Source organism: Acinetobacter rudis (assembly GCF_000829675.1).
In the GTDB taxonomy this organism is placed as follows: domain Bacteria; phylum Pseudomonadota; class Gammaproteobacteria; order Pseudomonadales; family Moraxellaceae; genus Acinetobacter; species Acinetobacter rudis.
Genome location: NZ_BBRX01000017.1, coordinates 1 through 17,370 on the forward strand (window position 1 = coordinate 1; position 17,370 = coordinate 17,370).

General features: G+C 40.6%; 20 protein-coding genes. 8 read left to right on the forward strand and 12 right to left on the reverse strand.

From position 1 onward, the window contains the following. Positions 1-92 precede the first annotated feature (92 nt). A complete protein-coding gene (locus Aru01_RS02595) occupies positions 93-1,388 on the forward strand; it encodes an ABC1 kinase family protein (RefSeq protein WP_016657651.1) in 1,296 nt (431 codons plus the stop codon). An 18-nt stretch (positions 1,389-1,406) separates the two neighbouring features. Here the strand turns inward: Aru01_RS02595 and crcB are convergent, their stop codons facing one another. Further along, positions 1,407-1,790, reverse strand: coding sequence for a fluoride efflux transporter CrcB (gene crcB / locus Aru01_RS02600; protein ID WP_016657652.1), 384 nt, complete (start codon positions 1,788-1,790; stop codon positions 1,407-1,409). Positions 1,791-2,006: 216 nt separating this feature from the next. Here crcB and Aru01_RS02605 point away from each other — a divergent pair, with 216 nt between their 5' ends. Beyond that, positions 2,007-2,339, forward strand: a complete 333-nt coding sequence (locus tag Aru01_RS02605) for a HopJ type III effector protein (protein ID WP_016657653.1) — start codon at positions 2,007-2,009, stop codon at positions 2,337-2,339. Positions 2,340-2,475: 136 nt separating this feature from the next. On the opposite strand, the gene Aru01_RS02610 is transcribed toward Aru01_RS02605, so the two are convergent. Beyond that, complete coding sequence (locus Aru01_RS02610; RefSeq protein ID WP_016657654.1) at positions 2,476-3,297, reverse strand: carbapenem-hydrolyzing class D beta-lactamase OXA-665; 822 nt, start codon at positions 3,295-3,297, stop codon at positions 2,476-2,478. A gap of 344 nt (positions 3,298-3,641) precedes the next feature. Here Aru01_RS02610 and Aru01_RS02615 point away from each other — a divergent pair, with 344 nt between their 5' ends. Further along, complete coding sequence (locus Aru01_RS02615) at positions 3,642-4,010, forward strand: hypothetical protein (protein ID WP_228128759.1); 369 nt, start codon at positions 3,642-3,644, stop codon at positions 4,008-4,010. Positions 4,011-4,023: 13 nt separating this feature from the next. Then, entirely contained in the window at positions 4,024-4,362 is a 339-nt protein-coding gene (locus tag Aru01_RS02620) for a CdiI-like immunity protein (RefSeq protein ID WP_016657656.1), read from the forward strand. A gap of 262 nt (positions 4,363-4,624) precedes the next feature. Here Aru01_RS02620 and Aru01_RS02625 read toward each other — a convergent pair whose 3' ends face one another. From Aru01_RS02625 to Aru01_RS02635, 3 genes are all read right to left on the reverse strand, one after another. Further along, positions 4,625-5,035, reverse strand: coding sequence for a GFA family protein (locus Aru01_RS02625; protein WP_016657657.1), 411 nt, complete (start codon positions 5,033-5,035; stop codon positions 4,625-4,627). A gap of 73 nt (positions 5,036-5,108) precedes the next feature. After that, complete coding sequence (locus Aru01_RS02630) at positions 5,109-6,308, reverse strand: TIGR03862 family flavoprotein (protein WP_016657658.1); 1,200 nt, start codon at positions 6,306-6,308, stop codon at positions 5,109-5,111. After that, on the reverse strand, positions 6,305-6,964 hold the full coding sequence (locus Aru01_RS02635) for a class I SAM-dependent methyltransferase (protein WP_155758001.1): 660 nt from the start codon (positions 6,962-6,964) through the stop codon (positions 6,305-6,307). The genes Aru01_RS02630 and Aru01_RS02635 overlap by 4 nt, the downstream gene beginning before the upstream one ends. Positions 6,965-7,041: 77 nt before the next feature. Here Aru01_RS02635 and Aru01_RS02640 point away from each other — a divergent pair, with 77 nt between their 5' ends. Then, positions 7,042-7,215, forward strand: coding sequence for a DNA gyrase inhibitor YacG (locus tag Aru01_RS02640; protein WP_016657660.1), 174 nt, complete (start codon positions 7,042-7,044; stop codon positions 7,213-7,215). Positions 7,216-7,241: 26 nt separating this feature from the next. Here the strand turns inward: Aru01_RS02640 and Aru01_RS02645 are convergent, their stop codons facing one another. From Aru01_RS02645 to Aru01_RS02665, 5 genes are all read right to left on the reverse strand, one after another. After that, positions 7,242-7,886: an MBL fold metallo-hydrolase gene (locus Aru01_RS02645; protein ID WP_016657661.1), complete on the reverse strand. Its 645-nt coding sequence runs from the start codon at positions 7,884-7,886 to the stop codon at positions 7,242-7,244. 31 nt (positions 7,887-7,917) lie between these two features. Then, the gene (gene hemH, locus Aru01_RS02650; protein WP_016657662.1) at positions 7,918-8,928 is read right to left on the reverse strand and encodes a ferrochelatase; all 1,011 of its coding nucleotides are present in this window, start codon (positions 8,926-8,928) and stop codon (positions 7,918-7,920) included. A 107-nt stretch (positions 8,929-9,035) separates the two neighbouring features. Further along, a complete protein-coding gene (locus Aru01_RS02655) occupies positions 9,036-10,031 on the reverse strand; it encodes a DUF4062 domain-containing protein (RefSeq protein WP_016657663.1) in 996 nt (331 codons plus the stop codon). Positions 10,032-10,147: 116 nt separating this feature from the next. After that, positions 10,148-11,038, reverse strand: a complete 891-nt coding sequence (gene murI, locus Aru01_RS02660) for a glutamate racemase (RefSeq protein ID WP_016657664.1) — start codon at positions 11,036-11,038, stop codon at positions 10,148-10,150. A 46-nt stretch (positions 11,039-11,084) separates the two neighbouring features. Beyond that, positions 11,085-11,696 (reverse strand): DUF1285 domain-containing protein, encoded by a 612-nt coding sequence (locus tag Aru01_RS02665; RefSeq protein WP_040331419.1) that lies wholly within the window; start codon positions 11,694-11,696, stop codon positions 11,085-11,087. 182 nt (positions 11,697-11,878) lie between these two features. On the opposite strand from Aru01_RS02665, the gene Aru01_RS02670 reads away from it, so the two are divergent. Then, positions 11,879-13,591 carry an electron transfer flavoprotein-ubiquinone oxidoreductase gene (locus Aru01_RS02670; RefSeq protein WP_016657666.1) on the forward strand — a complete coding sequence of 571 codons (1,713 nt, stop codon included), beginning with the start codon at positions 11,879-11,881 and terminating at the stop codon, positions 13,589-13,591. A gap of 78 nt (positions 13,592-13,669) precedes the next feature. Here the strand turns inward: Aru01_RS02670 and Aru01_RS02675 are convergent, their stop codons facing one another. Both Aru01_RS02675 and tusA read right to left on the reverse strand, forming a co-directional pair. After that, positions 13,670-14,236: an FMN-dependent NADH-azoreductase gene (locus Aru01_RS02675; protein ID WP_016657667.1), complete on the reverse strand. Its 567-nt coding sequence runs from the start codon at positions 14,234-14,236 to the stop codon at positions 13,670-13,672. A 242-nt stretch (positions 14,237-14,478) separates the two neighbouring features. Further along, positions 14,479-14,736 (reverse strand): sulfurtransferase TusA, encoded by a 258-nt coding sequence (gene tusA, locus Aru01_RS02680; RefSeq protein ID WP_016657668.1) that lies wholly within the window; start codon positions 14,734-14,736, stop codon positions 14,479-14,481. 188 nt (positions 14,737-14,924) lie between these two features. On the opposite strand from tusA, the gene Aru01_RS02685 reads away from it, so the two are divergent. Beyond that, positions 14,925-15,764 carry a CorC family transporter gene (locus tag Aru01_RS02685; protein WP_016657669.1) on the forward strand — a complete coding sequence of 280 codons (840 nt, stop codon included), beginning with the start codon at positions 14,925-14,927 and terminating at the stop codon, positions 15,762-15,764. Beyond that, positions 15,761-17,320 (forward strand): apolipoprotein N-acyltransferase, encoded by a 1,560-nt coding sequence (lnt, locus tag Aru01_RS02690; RefSeq protein WP_016657670.1) that lies wholly within the window; start codon positions 15,761-15,763, stop codon positions 17,318-17,320. The genes Aru01_RS02685 and lnt overlap by 4 nt, the downstream gene beginning before the upstream one ends. Positions 17,321-17,370 lie beyond the last annotated feature (50 nt).

The window sequence follows — 17,370 nt, forward strand, 5'->3', positions numbered from 1 at the left end:
TTACAACTCATTAACAATTAAAACTAGGCAGTTGACTATTTGTCACCTATGATCAGTTGAGACTTGAGGTAAGTTTGGGGATTTAAAAACGAATGGCAAAAAATAGTGCAAGTGCAGGTCGACGCTTTATGAAACTGGCGAGTATGACTGCCAGTATTGCAACCAAAACCGTAAGTAATTCCATTCGTAATCTTACTGCTGATGAAGAGAAAAAAAATCAATCACGCAGCGAGCTATTTCAAACAATTGGTCTACAGATTGCGGATACGCTGGGAGAAATGAAAGGTGCGGTGATGAAGGTCGGACAGATTGCATCACAGTATAAAGACATTTTCCCACCAGAAGTTGCTAAAGCCATTGCAAAATTACAACGTCAAGCTCCTGCAATGCCCTTTGAACAAATCAAACAACAAGTAGAAAAAGAATTTGCTCGTCCTATTGAACAGATATTTAGTCATTTTGATGAACAACCCTTTGCCGCAGCATCTATTGGTCAAGTACATCGTGCCACCCTCCCCAACGGTGATGCAGTTGTGGTTAAAGTCCAATACCCTGGGGTAGACGAAGCTTGTGAAAGTGACCTTAAGCAAGTTCGCTTAGCACTGCGTTTAATGGGTGTACTGAAAATTGATAAAAAACTGCAAGATCGTCTATTTGAAGAAATTCAAGACAGTCTGCACGAAGAACTCAACTATGAAATTGAGGCACAAAACCTCAAAGTCTTTAAGACCTTTCATGAGGCCTTGGACAGTAAAATTATCATTCCCCATGTTTATGAAGAATACTCTAGCCGCCGTGTACTCACTTTAAGTTTAGAGCTCGGTGAGAGTATAGAAACTGCAAGTACGTGGGAACAAAGTCTGCGTAATGAACTTGGACAGCGTTTAATCCAAGCATTAGGACAACAAATTTTCTTTTTAAAGCGTTTTCACTGTGATCCACACCCAGGGAACTTTGCTTTTCGTCAAGATGGCAGTGTTGTGATTTATGATTTTGGTGGAGTTAAAACACTTTCATCTGAACTACTACAACATTTTACTGCGCTCATTCAAGCAGGACGATGCGGTGATATTAAAACCATTGAAACACATCTTGTTGCACTCGATGCATTGGCTGAAAAAGGGCAATTTCCAGAAGAACTCTACCTCGCTTGGATAGAAATATTCCTACGCCCACTCGTCTCATACTATGACTTTGCTGAGAACTCGTCACACCATGATGGTATGCGCTTGATGAAACAATCACTTAAATATTGGGATGTATTTAAACCTTCACCAGATACACTCATGGTGAATCGCACCATCTCTGGCCATTACTGGAATCTGATCCATCTTAAAGTCCATGATGATCTCAGCGAGCTCTTTGAATCCTTACTGCCTAAAGATTAAAACATCGCTAAGCTATGCCTAAGCACCCATACGCAATACAGTGTGCAACAAAGCATAGCCTACCGCTAAAGCGATCACGCCGATGACTAAGCTACTCACGGCATAACTCAGCGCTACAAACCACTGACCTTGTTTAAGCAATAAGAATGTTTCTAAACCAAAGCTTGAAAAAGTGGTGAATCCACCTAAAACGCCGACCATCAATAATAAACGTGCTTCTTGCTGTAAAATAGGAAAACGTTGGCTCAAAGCAAAGAATAACCCTGCACAAAAACACCCCAGCACGTTGGTCCACCACGTTGCCCATGGAAATACCTGTTGTGGCTGACTTATATAAAGTCCCAACGCATAGCGGCTCATCGCACCCACTGCTCCACCACAAGCGACCAGTACCCAATTCATTGAATTCTTTCTCCAAATTTGTTGATAAATTGTTTGAGTAGAATATCGAATAACGACCAGTCTATGCGGATAACTCTTAAGTTATCCACAAAATAAAGACCTATTCCAATTCAATACATTGGCAAAGCTCAAGTATTGCTGCGCTACTCGGTAAAACACTTCGCCCTCTTCAACTTTTTAGTTATGATGCCTAAGTCAACCACAAGGAATAAATCTATGTCTTTGCAATTACTTGAACAACTGCAACAGGGCCAAGCCAAATTTAGTGATGTATTGGCTTTTATTGATGCACGCTATGAACATTGCCCTACAGCATTTAAAAATGGTCTACAGCACAATGCTGCGACTGAAAATCAAGGTAGTGCCAAAGTATTTAGCTTTGCTCAACTCGAAAATCTTGATGCTGAACAAACTTTAAGCCTATTTGCTGAACATTATCAATCAGTATTGGCAACTCCTGAAGGTACTGACCATCAAAATATTCGTCAATTTATGCAAAATGGTTGGGGTGGTATCCAGTTTGAAGGCACAGCTTTACAAGCAAAATAAACAATCCAAACGATTGTTTTTTTAATATTATGTGTAAAATCACCCTAACCACCTTTTGCTCAAAGTGATGAGTACAACGCCTAATGGGAGATTTTACACCTTCATCTCTAATACATTAACTAATTCAGTTAGTTATCTAAATAACTCCTAGATTTTCAAGTGCTTTTAGAGTGATTTCATTACGAATTGAACCAGACATCTTTGGTTTCATTTCCATATTTAATGAAAAAGCGACTTTTTTACCGTTAGGCTGTTCTACCCAGCCTGTTAGCCAGCCGACTTGTGGATCTAGGTCCATGCCCCAACCACTTTTTGCATAAATTTTATTGCCTTTAACTTCCTGCAATAAAATCATCTGCTGTACTGTCTCTTGTACTTCAGGCTTAAATGGCAACTGCTTATGAGCAAGTTGCTCAACAAACTCTACCTCTTGTACTGGTGTAACTTTCAAAGGGCCAACCAACCAAAAGTTGTCTACTTGCGTACCGATTTGCGCATTACCAAAGTTAAGGCGTTTTACTTCTTGTGCCATTAAGTCCACACCAATACGTCTTGCCAGCTCCTGATAAACAGGTACCGCTGAAAGTTTCATTGCTTCAGCCAAGTTCATATCCTTCTCCCAAGTTGGAAAAGAGCGCTTTTGACCATCCCATTTAAAAACCTCATTTAGCGTAACTTTATGGTTTTCTAATCCAATTAAAGCATTAAGGATTTTAAATGTAGAAGCGGGAACATACTCAGTATTGGCTCGGCTTAAATCATTACCATAAGTTTGCAGTTGTCCATCTTGTTTAATGACGATGACGCCCTTCGTCTGCACTTCATCAAAATAGCTTTTGATTGACTGCTGCGCAGTAGATGCTTGCGTAGAAGGATCAGCGGTTGTTTGCAGTGTAGAGCAAGCAACTTGAGTTAATGCTGTAGATAGTACTAAACACGCAAACAGATTTTTTTTCATCAGAGACCTTTTTAGCGGTGAAAATTAAACGCTCTTATTTTAGCGATTTTAATCTCTTTAAACTTTGTAAAATCACCCATGAACAACTGGAAAAATTCGCTTATGCTTTTGTAATGTAGAATAGTAAATTGATTGACGGATAAGTCTAATAATGAAGAAGTTAACAACTTGATTCATAGTTCTCTTTATTTAGTCTTGGTTTCATTTAAAATCAACTCTTCATACATTTCATTTCTGATATAAACATTTAAAAGAGTAAAAGTAAAATGTGGGGATACCTAACAGCTAATGAATTCTTTATATGCCCTAATTATTTTTCAAACATTGTCGACTATGATAATAAAATGAAAGATAAATTTCCGAGCCACACCCTTGAAGATAGCCCATGTGAAAAAACCTATATGCAATTTGAGTATGGTATTTTTACTATATTTGCTCTGAGTGTCAGCAGACATGGTATTTTGAGTGCGATCCATCCACTCCCACTAGCCCCTTATTTTGGTATTAAAATAGAACATGTGAATGCTAGATTAAGCCTAAATAAAATTAATAGCATCAAGCAGTTTCTCGTTGTATTAGTACATGAGGGTTTTTCACAAAATAACGGTCTCCACCACGACTGCATGGATTACGCATTGAACGGTACTAAAGTTTTTCTTAATCACTTCGGCTATAAGTTTAATCTCGCCTCAGTGCCTTCCCAACACGAATAGGATAAATGAAAACATGATTTATACATGGAACGAGTTTGAACAAAGACTGATTGTTTATCGAGATACTTGCATTGATCTTTCTAGAATAGTCTTTACTTATGAAAACCGCATCAAAGTACTCATTCTGCAAATTAAACAAATAACATATGAACAAGCTATTCCTTTATTTGATGAGTTATATGAAATACAAGGGTACTTAGCTTCAGCCCAACAGAAGTATGATTTAGAGTTAAATAAAGAATTAGCTTTATTCGTTTATCATTTTGAACGAGCAGATAATGAATATATAAGACAATACTGGTATAAACAGTTTCATCATAATATCGTTTGGCCTTTGCCAGCAGATGATTAAGTATTAAGTACTGGTAATTATTTTGCTTTTATAGAAAAAAACACAAAATTAATTGCTGAAATCACACAAGTAACTGAATATCTCCCCTGTTATAGGAAAGAGATATTTACACATCTCTTTTGGATACGCTGATAACAGTGTTAGTTAAACTTCTCAATGAACAAATAACGTCGTGATTCGGACGATTTTAGCATCTCAATCATACTGATATTGGATCAACCAAAGCTTAACTCACAAGCATTAAGGCTTACTCAGCTCAAACTCAAGGCCGTGTGTCATATTGCGGTAAGTCATCACAGATCGTTTCCCACTCTGCTTTAGAACCCACAAAAATATGCTGTGTGGGTTTCTGCTGAAGTGGTGTATCTAAGGTACCAATCCGTAGGCGATAAAGATCTGGAGTGTCTGTTTTAATACTGATAATAGGAGCAGCACATTCACTACAAAAACAACGTGTTGTCGTCTCTGTCGATGAATATTTTTTAAGAAGATGTTCACCTTGCGTAATACGAAAATCACTTACTTTGATCGGTGCATTACTGGCATAAGCAGTACCATTGGCTTTACGGCAGCGCTGACAATGACAGAGTAAAACTGGACCGATTTCGCCATGAATCTCATAGCGAATCCCACCACACAAACAACTTCCTGTATATATTTGATCTGCTGACATGCGGATTCTCTATTCTGATAAAGAGCTTAAAACTAGCATAAGCACATCCAGCTGCACAGCAGTTTTAGCAAGTTTAATCCTCTAGGCAACGATGCACTGCGTGCGCTGCAGCACGTCCCGTTGCAAAACAGGCTGTAAGCAAATACCCCCCTGTTGGTGCATCCCAGTCCAACATTTCACCACAGCAAAATACCCGATCATGTTGTTTGAGTTCTAAACCGTCGGTCAATGCACTTTGTTTTACACCTCCGGCACAGCTAATTGCTTCCTCAATTGGTCTAAAACTTTCTAAATCAATTTTGAGCTGTTTAATTTGCTGAGCCAATACTGTTGGATTGGCCCAATCCTGTTTTGGAACCAGCTCTCGCACTAAACCCGCTTTGACTGAATCTAGACCTATTTTACGCCATAGATTTGCTGTCGATTGTTTACCTTGCGCTTGTAACTTTTGTTTCAGCTCAGCCTCAGTCAATTCTGGCAATAAGTCTAAGTAAAGATTCATCTGCCCTGTTACAGCAAATTGCTGACGTAGTGCCCGATTGTGTTTATAAATCAAACCACTTTCTAGTCCATAATGACTAATAACGATATCACCAATACTCTTTTCAGATGGATTAACCCAGGCATTAACACGTTTTAGTGGCTGTCCAAATAGTGTTTGCATATAGCTAGACCAAGAACAACACACCCCTGCGTTACTGGCTTGAAAAGTATTTAACGCATCAGCCCCTAACCATTGCTGCCAAGCACCATCACTGCCCAATTGCGGCCAAGACACTGCACCACAAGCGAGTACAATGGCATCAAAATTTATCACATGCTGCTGTTGTGCTTTGAGATCTTGAATCGTTAAACATTGTCCATCTAGATGTGCAACACGATGCCGATAATGAAACTGTATACCCTGTTCACCTAAACGTCTTAACCAAGCACGGAGCAATGGTGCAGCTTTCATTTCCAAAGGAAAAATTCGTCCAGAGCTTCCCACATAGCTTTCGATGCCTAAGCCTTGCATCCACTGACGGATCCAACTTGCATCGCACTGATAGATCCAATCAGCAAGCCATGTTGCTTGGTCATAACGCTGAATAAACTGAGAAAGTTCTTCAGCATGCGATATATTTAGTCCAGTTTTACCCGCCATTAAGAACTTACGTGCAGCTGAAGGCTTATGCTCATAAACATGCACATCGTAATCAAACTGACTCAAAAACTCTGCTGCCATTAACCCAGCAGGGCCAGCACCAACGATAGCAATGCGTTTCTTTATCATGCAGTTGTAGTCGCTTCATTCGGCTGTGTAACTTTTCCCTGTAATGGCATAAAGTCATCAAAACGTGTTTGATAACCTTCTGGTTTAGTCACCACCAATTGTTGGCAAAGCTCATCGCGTGCTAGATACTTCACTTCAAAATGCGTACGTGCAGAATCAGTTGCTATTTTTTCTAAACGATAAGGCAATTGCCATACAGTATCTAACTGTTGCTGAGCTTCACTGATATATTCGGGAATATTACTGGCAAGCGTAATACTGGCATTTGGTGCCATACGAGATAATAAAAATTCAAAAAATGGCATATTTAACCAGCGCTGAGCTGGATTATGCGGTTCTGGATTTGGATATAAAATAAAAAGCTGTTGTACTTGAGCGGGATATAAAGCATGTACCATCCAAGCAATTGCATCGGCATGGACTGGATTTAGGTTATCACATGGGTTCAACTCATGTTGCTTTTTCATCGCCAAAAACTTTTCACGTGTGCGCTCAATTGCGACTAAATGTTGTGAAGGATTGGCTTGGCTAAACAGTAAAGCATGTTTACCCTTACCTGCCCCAATTTCAACACAGAGGGCCTGCTCAGGAATGGCTTTAAACTCACGCGGGGCATGGATACGCTGCGCTTGAAATTGACGAATCGGCATAATCAGATCAAACTTATAAAAATCACGCTAAGTCTAACAATTCTGTTTAGACTTTCCTATTGCTTCATGACTTTGGAGTTGTTATGTCACGCACTTTTCCCTGCCCGCGTTGTGGGCAAGCTTCGACTTGGAAAGATAATGAATTTCGACCTTTTTGTTCAGATCGTTGCAAACTGATCGACCTAGGCGCTTGGGCCAGTGAGGACTACAAGCTACCTACAGAAGATGCACCACAGGCAGATCAAGACCCCTACTGATTAACTGGCCAACAAGACGAAGTCGCTTAGCCTGCTTGACTTGCAACAAAAGGATTGGTGCGTTTTTCCTCACCAATGGTACTCATTGGACCATGGCCTGAAATAAAACGGGTTTGTTCTGGCAGGCTAAAACATTCTCGACGAATAGAATCTAACAATTGTTGATGATTTCCTCTTGGAAAATCAGTACGGCCAATTGAACCTTTAAATAATACATCTCCTGTCCATAACAAATCATTGTTTTTGTTATAGAACATTACATGACCTGGTGTATGACCTGGCGCAAATCGAACTTCAAACTCCTCCTCTCCCAAGGTTAAAATCTCACCGCCTTGTAACCACTGTGAAACTTCAACATTTTCAGGAATCGGAAATCCGTAACGAGCAGAAACTTCTTGAATCATGTCCAGCCAAAATTGATCTGCATGGTGTGGTCCAACGACAGGGACTTGCCACGCTTTAGCTAAAGCACCCACTGCGCCAGCATGATCAAGATGACCATGAGTCAACCATAATGCTTTTACGTTTAACCCTAACTCTTCAACTTCATGTAAGAGTTTTTCAGGTTCACCACCAGCATCAATCAGTACGGCGTCTTTGCTTTCTGAGTCCCACAGAATTGAACAGTTCTGAGCAAACGCAGTCACCGGAACGATTTTAACTTGTAACATAAATGCCTCAAAAATAAGCTGTGTTCAACACCTAAACACAATAACCCAATCTTATAGCATCGAGATGACCTTGAAGTAAATGTGCAAGCAGTTCAATATGTGCTGGGTCTTCGTTAAGCGCTGGAATATATTCATATTTTTTGCCACCAGAGGCCAAAAACAATTCGGCATTTTGTAGCGCTAATTCTTCTAAAGTTTCCAAACAATCTGCTGAAAATGCTGGACTTAAAATTTGTACTGAATTTACCCCTTGCTCAGCCCACTGTTGTAATAACTGATCGGTGTAAGGTTTCACCCACTCTTGCTTACCAAAACGCGATTGAAAACTAATCGCCCACTGCTCTGGTTCTAAATTAAGTGCAGCTGCCAACTTTGCTGCAGTTATACGACAACGATCCGCATAAGGATCACCTTTGTCTGCATAGGGCTGTGGTATACCATGAAACGACATTAGTAATTTGTCTGCATCGCCATGCTGCTGGCGATACTTACGAACACTTTGTGCCAAAGCCTCAATATAATCAGGATGCTGATAGTAATCACGGATAACACTAATGCCGGGTAAATTACGCTGTGTCTTAATCCAATCGGCAAGCGCATCATACAGTGGTGCTGTTGAAGTCGCAGAAAACTGTGGAAATAACGGCAAGAGGACGATATGGTCATAGTTCTGTTTAGCAGCGTCAGCCAGAACATGTCGAATGCCTGGTTGACCATAACTCATAGCAGCGACAATATTGAGTTCAAGATCAGAATTTTTTGCAATCAGCTGCGTCTGCAAAGCCGCAACTTGCGCATTTAAAATTTTGCGCATCGGTGAGTCATCTAACCAAATCTGAGCATAAGCTTCTGCTACACGGCGTGGACGAAATGGCAAAATAAAACAGTGTAGGATGATTTTCCATAATACTTTCGGAATTTCAATTACACGTGAGTCCGATAAAAACTCTTTTAAAAAGCGTCGTACCGCGGGCACGGTAGCTGCATCAGGTGTGCCTAAATTGGCCACAATCAACAATACTTTGGGTTTAATCTCAGACATCATTCTTCTTTCTGGTCATCACAGTGCTTCAAGCATACTTGATCAATGTCAGCTGCACAAACTGTCAAATTCCCTACAAAAATTCTAGGTTTTGTTATTACCTTAACCTATGCATGAGATATGTCTTTGACCAATAATAACCCTTTATTGGTCATCTTCCAGAGTTTACGTTGTCGATCATCACGCCCTACGGGTGTAATCCAATCATTGCGATACATTTGTTGCTTAATACTTCGAAGTGCTCTTGAATGAATTTGTACCTGAGCCACTGTATGCACACGTGGCATTTCTGCTTGAGCATCTAACAATGCTTGGTGTTTAAGATAGTCATTAATCACTGTTGAAAATAGCGTTTCAGCCTGAGCTTGTCTAAATACCGTAGACAAAATCTTTAGCAAAGCTCCCCATGTAAGCTGCTTGGTCATAGCCAGCTCTTTGATATAGTTGGTTTGATAAGCATGCATTTGATATTCAAAACTAAATAACTCATCAATAGAGACAATGGGCAAAGATAAAAAAGGATCTAATTGTTCATGATCTTGCTCTATACGCGCTTGAGCTAGCTTAATTTTCAAATGATCAATTTCGTCCTGAAATACTTGTAGACTCTGTGGGCGTACCCAACCAATCGTTGGATGGTGCTCAATCAACTTTGGCATATAACGTCGTGCAAACTGCTCTAAGTCTCTAAGGTTGTGATACAACATAACATGGTCAACTTCTTTTAACAGCTGATGACGAAAATCATCAAATTTCTTTTTTAACTCTGCATCCTGTTCTTGTAGTTTTTCAGCACGTTCAGACGGTGAACCATGCATAAAGACAATAATTGGTTTTTGTTTGGTCACTGCATAAATATATTCAAGATGCATATAGCCAATACCCGATGCAGACAACTCACCATACTGACTACCTAATAGCAGTAAGACATAATCACAATCTTCAATTTGACGACGTGAATAAGCCCTCCCCAGCGCAGATCTAGACTCTAATCCCCAAATAAAAAACCCCATGGCCATTAAAGTTTGCATCACAACCTCGCGTTCGGGTTGCATGTCTTTACCTGAGGTGATTAAAAAAACTTGATAACGTCGGTCCAGCATTGACCACTCCAATGTTCACTTGCCTTCATCCAACCATTTCGGTCTACAGAATTTTATAAAAATAAGTTATGTCGCTTTTCTTTGTTAAATATCAAATAGCATCGTTGATTGCGGAGTTATTCACTATTATCGGCCGTAGCAATATTGACATGCTCAATCGACCACGTTAAATCAGTTGGAATTAAATGTGTTAATACAGAGCTTAAATGTTCAACATTATGGCCTGTGATAACGCATTGTATCCGTACTCGAGTTGGATCCGCAACTTGTGCGAGTAAACCATGTTTAATCAAGATCCGAGACGTCTGACGTGCTACAGCAAGACCTGAATCAATCAAGGTCAAACGATCACCATATAACAGATCAAGACTCTGTTTTAAAAAAGGATAATGCGTACATCCTAACACCAAATAATCAATCCCCTGTGCCACAGCGGGATCAAGCAATTGACGTAAGGTTTCACGACATTGTGGGCTATTGGCCTGATCAGCTTCAACATAAGGAACCAGATCAAGACATGTAAAGGCTAAGACTTCAACCTGTGCAGGCTCTGCGAAACCTGCGACCACGTCTTTGATTAATTTACCGCGAAAAGTTGCAGGTGTTGCCAACACAGCCACTTTCTTGGTTTTGCTTTGTAATACGGCAGGTTTAAGCGCAGGTACTAAGCCTATGATTGGAAAACGCTCACCATAATAATCACGTAAATAATCAAGACTAAAAGCTGAAGCACTATTACATGCCACCACCGCAATTTTACATCCTTGTCGATATAACCACTCTATCGCCCGCGCAGTCAACTGACGAATATCATCTGCATCACGGGGGCCATAAGGTACGTGTGCGGTATCAGCAAAATATAAGAAGCGCTCTTGGGGTAAGTGACGTGCAATATCATGTAAAACCGACAGTCCACCGACCCCAGAATCAAAAATACCAATCGGTGCATCTGCAAGGGCTGCAGGCATTGGTTCATGGTCTATTGGCATGGGATTAAGAGCAATCATGATATCGATCAATAGTGTGCAGTAAAACTGTTCTCAAGCTTAAACCTCAGCTGTGTAAATGCAAGTGCAAATCACCACTTCTTAAAGATAAAATGGTCTGACCTTGCGCATTTTCACTCATCTCCCCCATATTGATGAGATGATAAAAAGCTGCACGCTGAATCAAAGCGTCGAGCCCAAAGCGAATATGTACATAAGGACGTAATTCGCCTAAATATTCACGCATCTCTATCGGGTGCTCTTGATCCACAATCACCACATCACCATGACCAGTTTTAAGCTGAATATAGCTTTTCCCATTGAGCTCAATTTGATCTGCTTCTGTGATTAATAACGGTACATCTTCAACCGTGATTTCAATTTTCTCAACCGGTGTCTTTAAATAGTACTGTCCTTGCTCTTTCCAAAGCACTGAACTAAACAGGTCTAAAAGTGCTTGTCTACGAATCAATTGACCTTCGTGCCACCATTCGCCATTGGATTTAATGATCAAATCCATTTTGCCGCAATGCTTTGGCTGCCAGTCTTGTAAAGGGGGTATTGACCTTTTGTGACCTAACTGTTCAACTTTAAGGTCTTGTGCAATACGCATTAAGTTTTTATCATCAGTGTCTGGCATTTGGTTCGCCTCATTTGGTGAATATTTATGTTTTACCATAAGTTATGCCTAGCTGACGTCAAAAAATAATGACTCAGCCAATTGGCGGATGAGTGGATTAAAACTATACTAGCCCAAACAAAAGCAATGGTACGATAACTCGTTCCTAACTAAAAGCATACTCATGGCAGCACCGTTGTTGTTGACACGGTTGCCACCCTTATCCATATGAGGAGTCCGACATGGAGCACATCGAACGCGAATCGATGGAGTTTGACGTCGTTATCGTCGGCGCAGGCCCTGCAGGTCTATCTGCTGCGATTAAAATTCGTCAATTAGCAATTGAAAACAATCTTGCAGATTTATCTGTATGCGTCGTAGAAAAAGGCTCCGAAGTTGGTGCACACATTCTATCAGGTGCTTTACTTGAACCACGTGCCTTAAATGAATTGTTTCCAGACTGGAAAGAATTAGGTGCGCCAATCAATGTACCTGTAACAGAAGATAAAACTTTCTTCTTACTGTCGGATACCTCATCTAAAGAAGCGCCACATTGGATGGTGCCAAAAACCATGCACAATGATGGCAACTATGTTATTTCTTTAGGTAACGTTGTTCGCTGGTTAGGCCAAAAAGCTGAAGAGCTTGAAGTATCTATTTTCCCAGGCTTTGCTGCTTCTGAAATTTTGTATCATGAAGATGGTACAGTAAAAGGCATTCAAACTGGTGATATGGGTATTGGTAAAGATGGTGAACCAACACATAACTTTACCCCAGGTTATGAATTACATGCCAAATACACCCTATTTGCAGAAGGCTGTCGTGGCCATCTCGGTAAGCGCCTAATTTCTCAATTTAATCTCGACAAAGATGCTGATCCACAGCACTACGGGATTGGGATTAAAGAACTATGGGAAATTGATCCAGCCAAACACAAAGCTGGTTTAGCAATGCATGGCACAGGTTGGCCATTGACTGAAACAGGCTCTACAGGGGGTTGGTGGCTTTACCATGCTGAAAACAACCAAGTTACCCTAGGGATGATCGTTGATTTATCATATCAAAATCCACATATGTATCCATTTATGGAAATGCAACGCTGGAAGACACACCCACTGATCAAACAGTATTTAGAAGGTGGTAAACGTATTTCTTATGGTGCGCGTGCTGTAGTCAAGGGAGGCTTAAATGCCCTACCTAAATTGACTTTCCCAGGTGGTTGCTTAATTGGTGATGATGCAGGTTTCTTAAACTTTGCTAAAATCAAAGGCTCTCATACTGCAATGAAGTCAGGCATGCTCTGTGCTGAAGCTGTTTTTGAAGCGATTCAAGCAGGTGTAGAAAAAGGTGGTGACCTTGCTTATGCACGTGTTACAGAAGGCGAAGACTTCTTTGCAAAAGAGTTAACGGCTTATACCGATAAGTTCAATAACAGCTGGCTCAAAGAAGAGTTATACAACTCACGTAACTTTGGCCCTGCAATGCATAAATTCGGTCTATGGATTGGTGGTGCGTTTAACTTTATTGACCAAAACGTATTTAGAGTTCCATTTACCTTACGTGATCTTGCAACAGACTACGGTGTATTGAAAACTGTTGATACTGCGAACGTTAAACCTAACTATCCAAAACCAGATGGCAAACTTACATTTGACCGTCTGTCTTCAGTGTTTATTTCAAATACAGTTCATGAAGAAAACCAGCCTGCGCATTTGAAATTAACCGATGCCAGTATTCCAGTTGATGTCAACTTACCAAAATGGGATGAGCCTGCTCAGCGCTATTGCCCTGCTGGTGTTTATGAAATCATGGAAAATGAGGATGGTTCGAAGCGTTTCCAAATTAACGCAGCGAACTGTGTTCACTGTAAGACCTGTGACATCAAAGATCCGAGTCAAAATATCACTTGGGTCTGCCCTGAAGGTGGCGGTGGTCCAAACTATCCAAACATGTAATTAAAATGAAAAATCCCCGTACAGAATACGGGGATTTTTTCATGGGTCATCAAAAATGAGGGAGTGATCTAGTTACGATTAAAGCGTCGTTACTTTAGTCAAAGCTTCTGCAATGGCTTTCTCTTTTAATTCTGCACCCATATTTACACCTTCCGCACGAACAACCTCAATGTCTGTAACTCCAGTAAAGTTAAATACTGTTTTTAACATTGTTTCTTGAAAATCTGCGGGATGATTATCGCCATAGATACCACCACGGCTGCTGGCAATATAAGCTTTTTTATTTCCAGCCAAACCCACTGAACCACTTTCAGTATATTTAAACGTTTTACCTGCAACAGCAATACGATCAATCCATGCTTTAAGTGCAGACGATAAACCAAAGTTATACATTGCAGCACCAATAACCACGATATCTGCATCTAAATACTGTTGTACGAGTTGTAGACCTAGCTGGGTTTGTTCTTCGTTTTTACCCATCAGGATATCCGCAGTTAAATGCGGTATATCTTGCTCTACAAGATCTAAATAAGTCACAGTCAAAGCCTCATGCTGAGTTTTTAATTGATCAACTATCGCCTGACTGAGCTGACGTGATACAGAGGCCTTGCCCATTATGCTTGAATCAATATGTAAAACTTTCATGATGATATCCCAACAGAGTAAAAATAAACTGTATGGAATCTTATCAAAATGACCAAAAGCAAAAAGACAGTGCATCAATACAGTCTGTCTCACTCATGAGACGATATTAAGTTTTTAAGAAAACCGTTGCATCATGTTTAGATCTTTTAAACATATACGCAAAGGGCTAATTCATCTCTGACTGAGCACTCAACTATTTCTAATTGATGATCATTGATCAGATGTTTAACAAATGCAGCCCATTAGCCTTTTTTAATTAAGTAGTGGAACTCTTTATTCCCTGTTTCATCAAACAGCTCTTCTTGTAAGAGCAATTCATGACCTAAATGGGTACAAAATTTAGGAATATCCCATGATGTTGAATTATCTGTTGCAAAGACTTCAACCACATCGCCTGACTTAGATTTACGAATCGCTTGATGCAACATCATAACTGGTTCAGGACAACGCAAACCACGTGTGTTGAGTTGAATATGAGGGGTCGGATCCATAGCAGACATGCCAATACTCAATAAAAAAATATGGCATATATTAACATATTCTCCACTTTAGCCCCTAAGCTTTGTACAAGAGCTACACCAGCTCCCCTAGAATTACGCCATCGCCCATCGTTAATTCTAGACATCTATATTTTCTACGGTATGATTAAAAAACAGCTTTATCAAATTAAGTATCTTTAGGAAAGATCATGCAAGAGGAATCAAGCCCGTCGTGGGGCATGCGCGGTTTACGAAAATGGTTAAAAACAGAACCGGAAACTCGCGACGAGCTACTCAAGTTAGTACAAGATTCACGTCGTTTTCTGGAACCCGATACCGTCGCCATGCTTGAAGGCGTATTGGACTTACCAGCAACCAAAATCCGTGAGGTCATGACACCCCGCACAGCTATGGTCAGTCTTCAAGAGGATGATAAACTTCTCGATATTTTAGACGTCTTAATCGAATCAGCTCACTCTCGCTTCCCAGTGTTTTCAGCAGATCAGCCTGACAACGTGGTGGGGATGTTGCTTGCAAAAGATCTTTTACCGTTTTTAAAAGATCGTAATCAACAGCTTGATATTCATAGCTTGATGCGTCAACCGCTCTATGTCCCTGAAAGTGCACGCTCAGATCAGGTCATGCGCATGCTCAAAAATACTCAAACCCATATTGCAGTCGTCATTGATGAATATGGCACGACTTCTGGCTTGGTAACGCTTGAAGATATCCTTGAGGAAATTGTCGGTGAAATTGAAGATGAGCACGATAAAATTGATGTTGAAGCACAGTTTATCGTGCCTGATCACAGTGCCACACATGCCAATAGTTGGATCGTACAAGCACTGACCCCAATCGAGCATTTTAACTCTATCTTAGATGCAAATTTCTCCGATGACGAAGTTGAAACTGTTGGGGGCTTATTGCTTCAAGAAATTGAATTGGTTAGCGATTTACAAGGACAAGTGATTGAACTTGAAAACTGGTCATTTACCATTATTGAAGCAGATTCACGTAGCATTCATTTGATTCGAGCTGTACGTCAATGAGAAATCACTTTGACCGCTTACTCAATCTTGAACAAACTGACAAAGCATTACCGCTGATTTATCCTCTTTTGATCTCGCTAGGTGCAGGTGCATTATTTAGTTTAGCACTGGCACCCTTTTATTGGTGGTGGTTAGCCATACTATCGCCGGCCTTACTTTATGCCTGTCTAAGACAGCGTAGTGCGAAACACGCATTTTTCATTGGTTGGGCTTATGGTCTTGGTCTTTGGTTCGTCGGGGCTTTTTGGTTATACACCTCAATCCATGTTTACGGTGATACCCATGCAGCGCTCAGTGTACTGATGATTTTTCTCATGGCCTTGGCCATGGGTTTATTTAGCGCTTTGCAAACTTGGCTCTATCGACGCTTTTTCCCAGAAACACCATTGACCTTTGCACCACTTTGGGTGTTTTTTGAATGGGCAAAAACTTGGGTGTTTACAGGTTTCCCTTGGCTATTTGCTGGCTATGCGTTCACTGAACGCTGGTTAGATGCGTATGCCCCATTATTTGGAGTGTTCTCTGTTTCCTTTGTGGTGATCTTATTGGCCTGTGCTTTGGTTGAGATCATTCGTGGACGCTGGTTCTGGAGTATTCCAAGTGTAATCCTCTTGCTCGGTGCTTGGGGTGCTGCACAACTTGAATTTGTTAGTGAGAAAGCTGAAAAGCCTTTAAGTGTGTCATTAATTCAAGGCAATATTCCACAAGATCTCAAATGGCTGACCGAGTATCAAGATAAGACACTCATCATCTATGAGAACCTGAGTAAAAGTGAATGGGGACGTGACCTGATCGTTTGGCCAGAATCATCAATTCCTATGTTTCAAACTGATATTCAGCCTTTTTTGCTTAACATGGAATTACAGGCAAAACGCACAGGTACAGCTTGGGTAACAGGGATTCCATATTTTGATGTAAATCAAAGCATTCAGAATAATAACCCAATGTTTTATAACAGCATAATGGCTTCAGGCTCTCAGAGTCAGGGGCTATACAAAAAACAACGCTTAGTCCCATTTGGTGAGTACATTCCTCTCCATGGACTGCTCAGTTGGGTGTTACCTGCGCTGCAAAATGATCCAAGCATGAGTAGCTTTAGTCGAGGGCCTGAACAACAATCTGCGCTCATGATTAAACAACATCCTCTTGCTGCGGCAATTTGTTATGAAGTTGCTTATCCGAATCTTACCCGCCGAAACGCTCAAAATAGCGACTTTTTAGTGACAGTATCAAATGATGCTTGGTTTACCGGTACAGCAGGACCTTGGCAGCATCTACAGATGGTTCAAATGCGTGCCAAAGAAAATGGTCGCTGGTTTATTCGTGCAACCAATACAGGGGTAACGGCATTTATTGATCACAAGGGTCATATTGTCAAACAAGCACCTCAAGATGTGGCTACAGTTCTTCGAGGTGATCTACCTGCCATGCAAGGACATACTTGGTATTCACGTCTTAGTGATTGGCCAATTTTGATTTTCTCAGGCCTACTACTGCTCTTAGGTTGGTTCTATCGACCTCGTCAGATTGATGTCTCCTTTAAATCACGACGTTAATTAAGTTCGGTTTGTAAAAAAAGCCTGTTTATCTGATGATAAACAGGCTT

What these genes read in the sequence shown, in the direction of transcription:
- Aru01_RS02595 (WP_016657651.1), top strand. Translation starts at nt 93, where the DNA reads ATGGCAAAAAATAGTGCAAGTGCAGGTCGACGCTTTATGAAACTGGCG.
- crcB (WP_016657652.1), bottom strand. Translation starts at nt 1,790, where the DNA reads ATGAATTGGGTACTGGTCGCTTGTGGTGGAGCAGTGGGTGCGATGAGC.
- Aru01_RS02605 (WP_016657653.1), top strand. Translation starts at nt 2,007, where the DNA reads ATGTCTTTGCAATTACTTGAACAACTGCAACAGGGCCAAGCCAAATTT.
- Aru01_RS02610 (WP_016657654.1), bottom strand. Translation starts at nt 3,297, where the DNA reads ATGAAAAAAAATCTGTTTGCGTGTTTAGTACTATCTACAGCATTAACT.
- Aru01_RS02615 (WP_228128759.1), top strand. Translation starts at nt 3,642, where the DNA reads ATGAAAGATAAATTTCCGAGCCACACCCTTGAAGATAGCCCATGTGAA.
- Aru01_RS02620 (WP_016657656.1), top strand. Translation starts at nt 4,024, where the DNA reads ATGATTTATACATGGAACGAGTTTGAACAAAGACTGATTGTTTATCGA.
- Aru01_RS02625 (WP_016657657.1), bottom strand. Translation starts at nt 5,035, where the DNA reads ATGTCAGCAGATCAAATATATACAGGAAGTTGTTTGTGTGGTGGGATT.
- Aru01_RS02630 (WP_016657658.1), bottom strand. Translation starts at nt 6,308, where the DNA reads ATGATAAAGAAACGCATTGCTATCGTTGGTGCTGGCCCTGCTGGGTTA.
- Aru01_RS02640 (WP_016657660.1), top strand. Translation starts at nt 7,042, where the DNA reads ATGTCACGCACTTTTCCCTGCCCGCGTTGTGGGCAAGCTTCGACTTGG.
- Aru01_RS02645 (WP_016657661.1), bottom strand. Translation starts at nt 7,886, where the DNA reads ATGTTACAAGTTAAAATCGTTCCGGTGACTGCGTTTGCTCAGAACTGT.
- hemH (WP_016657662.1), bottom strand. Translation starts at nt 8,928, where the DNA reads ATGTCTGAGATTAAACCCAAAGTATTGTTGATTGTGGCCAATTTAGGC.
- Aru01_RS02655 (WP_016657663.1), bottom strand. Translation starts at nt 10,031, where the DNA reads ATGCTGGACCGACGTTATCAAGTTTTTTTAATCACCTCAGGTAAAGAC.
- murI (WP_016657664.1), bottom strand. Translation starts at nt 11,038, where the DNA reads ATGATTGCTCTTAATCCCATGCCAATAGACCATGAACCAATGCCTGCA.
- Aru01_RS02665 (WP_040331419.1), bottom strand. Translation starts at nt 11,696, where the DNA reads ATGGTAAAACATAAATATTCACCAAATGAGGCGAACCAAATGCCAGAC.
- Aru01_RS02670 (WP_016657666.1), top strand. Translation starts at nt 11,879, where the DNA reads ATGGAGCACATCGAACGCGAATCGATGGAGTTTGACGTCGTTATCGTC.
- Aru01_RS02675 (WP_016657667.1), bottom strand. Translation starts at nt 14,236, where the DNA reads ATGAAAGTTTTACATATTGATTCAAGCATAATGGGCAAGGCCTCTGTA.
- tusA (WP_016657668.1), bottom strand. Translation starts at nt 14,736, where the DNA reads ATGTCTGCTATGGATCCGACCCCTCATATTCAACTCAACACACGTGGT.
- Aru01_RS02685 (WP_016657669.1), top strand. Translation starts at nt 14,925, where the DNA reads ATGCAAGAGGAATCAAGCCCGTCGTGGGGCATGCGCGGTTTACGAAAA.
- lnt (WP_016657670.1), top strand. Translation starts at nt 15,761, where the DNA reads ATGAGAAATCACTTTGACCGCTTACTCAATCTTGAACAAACTGACAAA.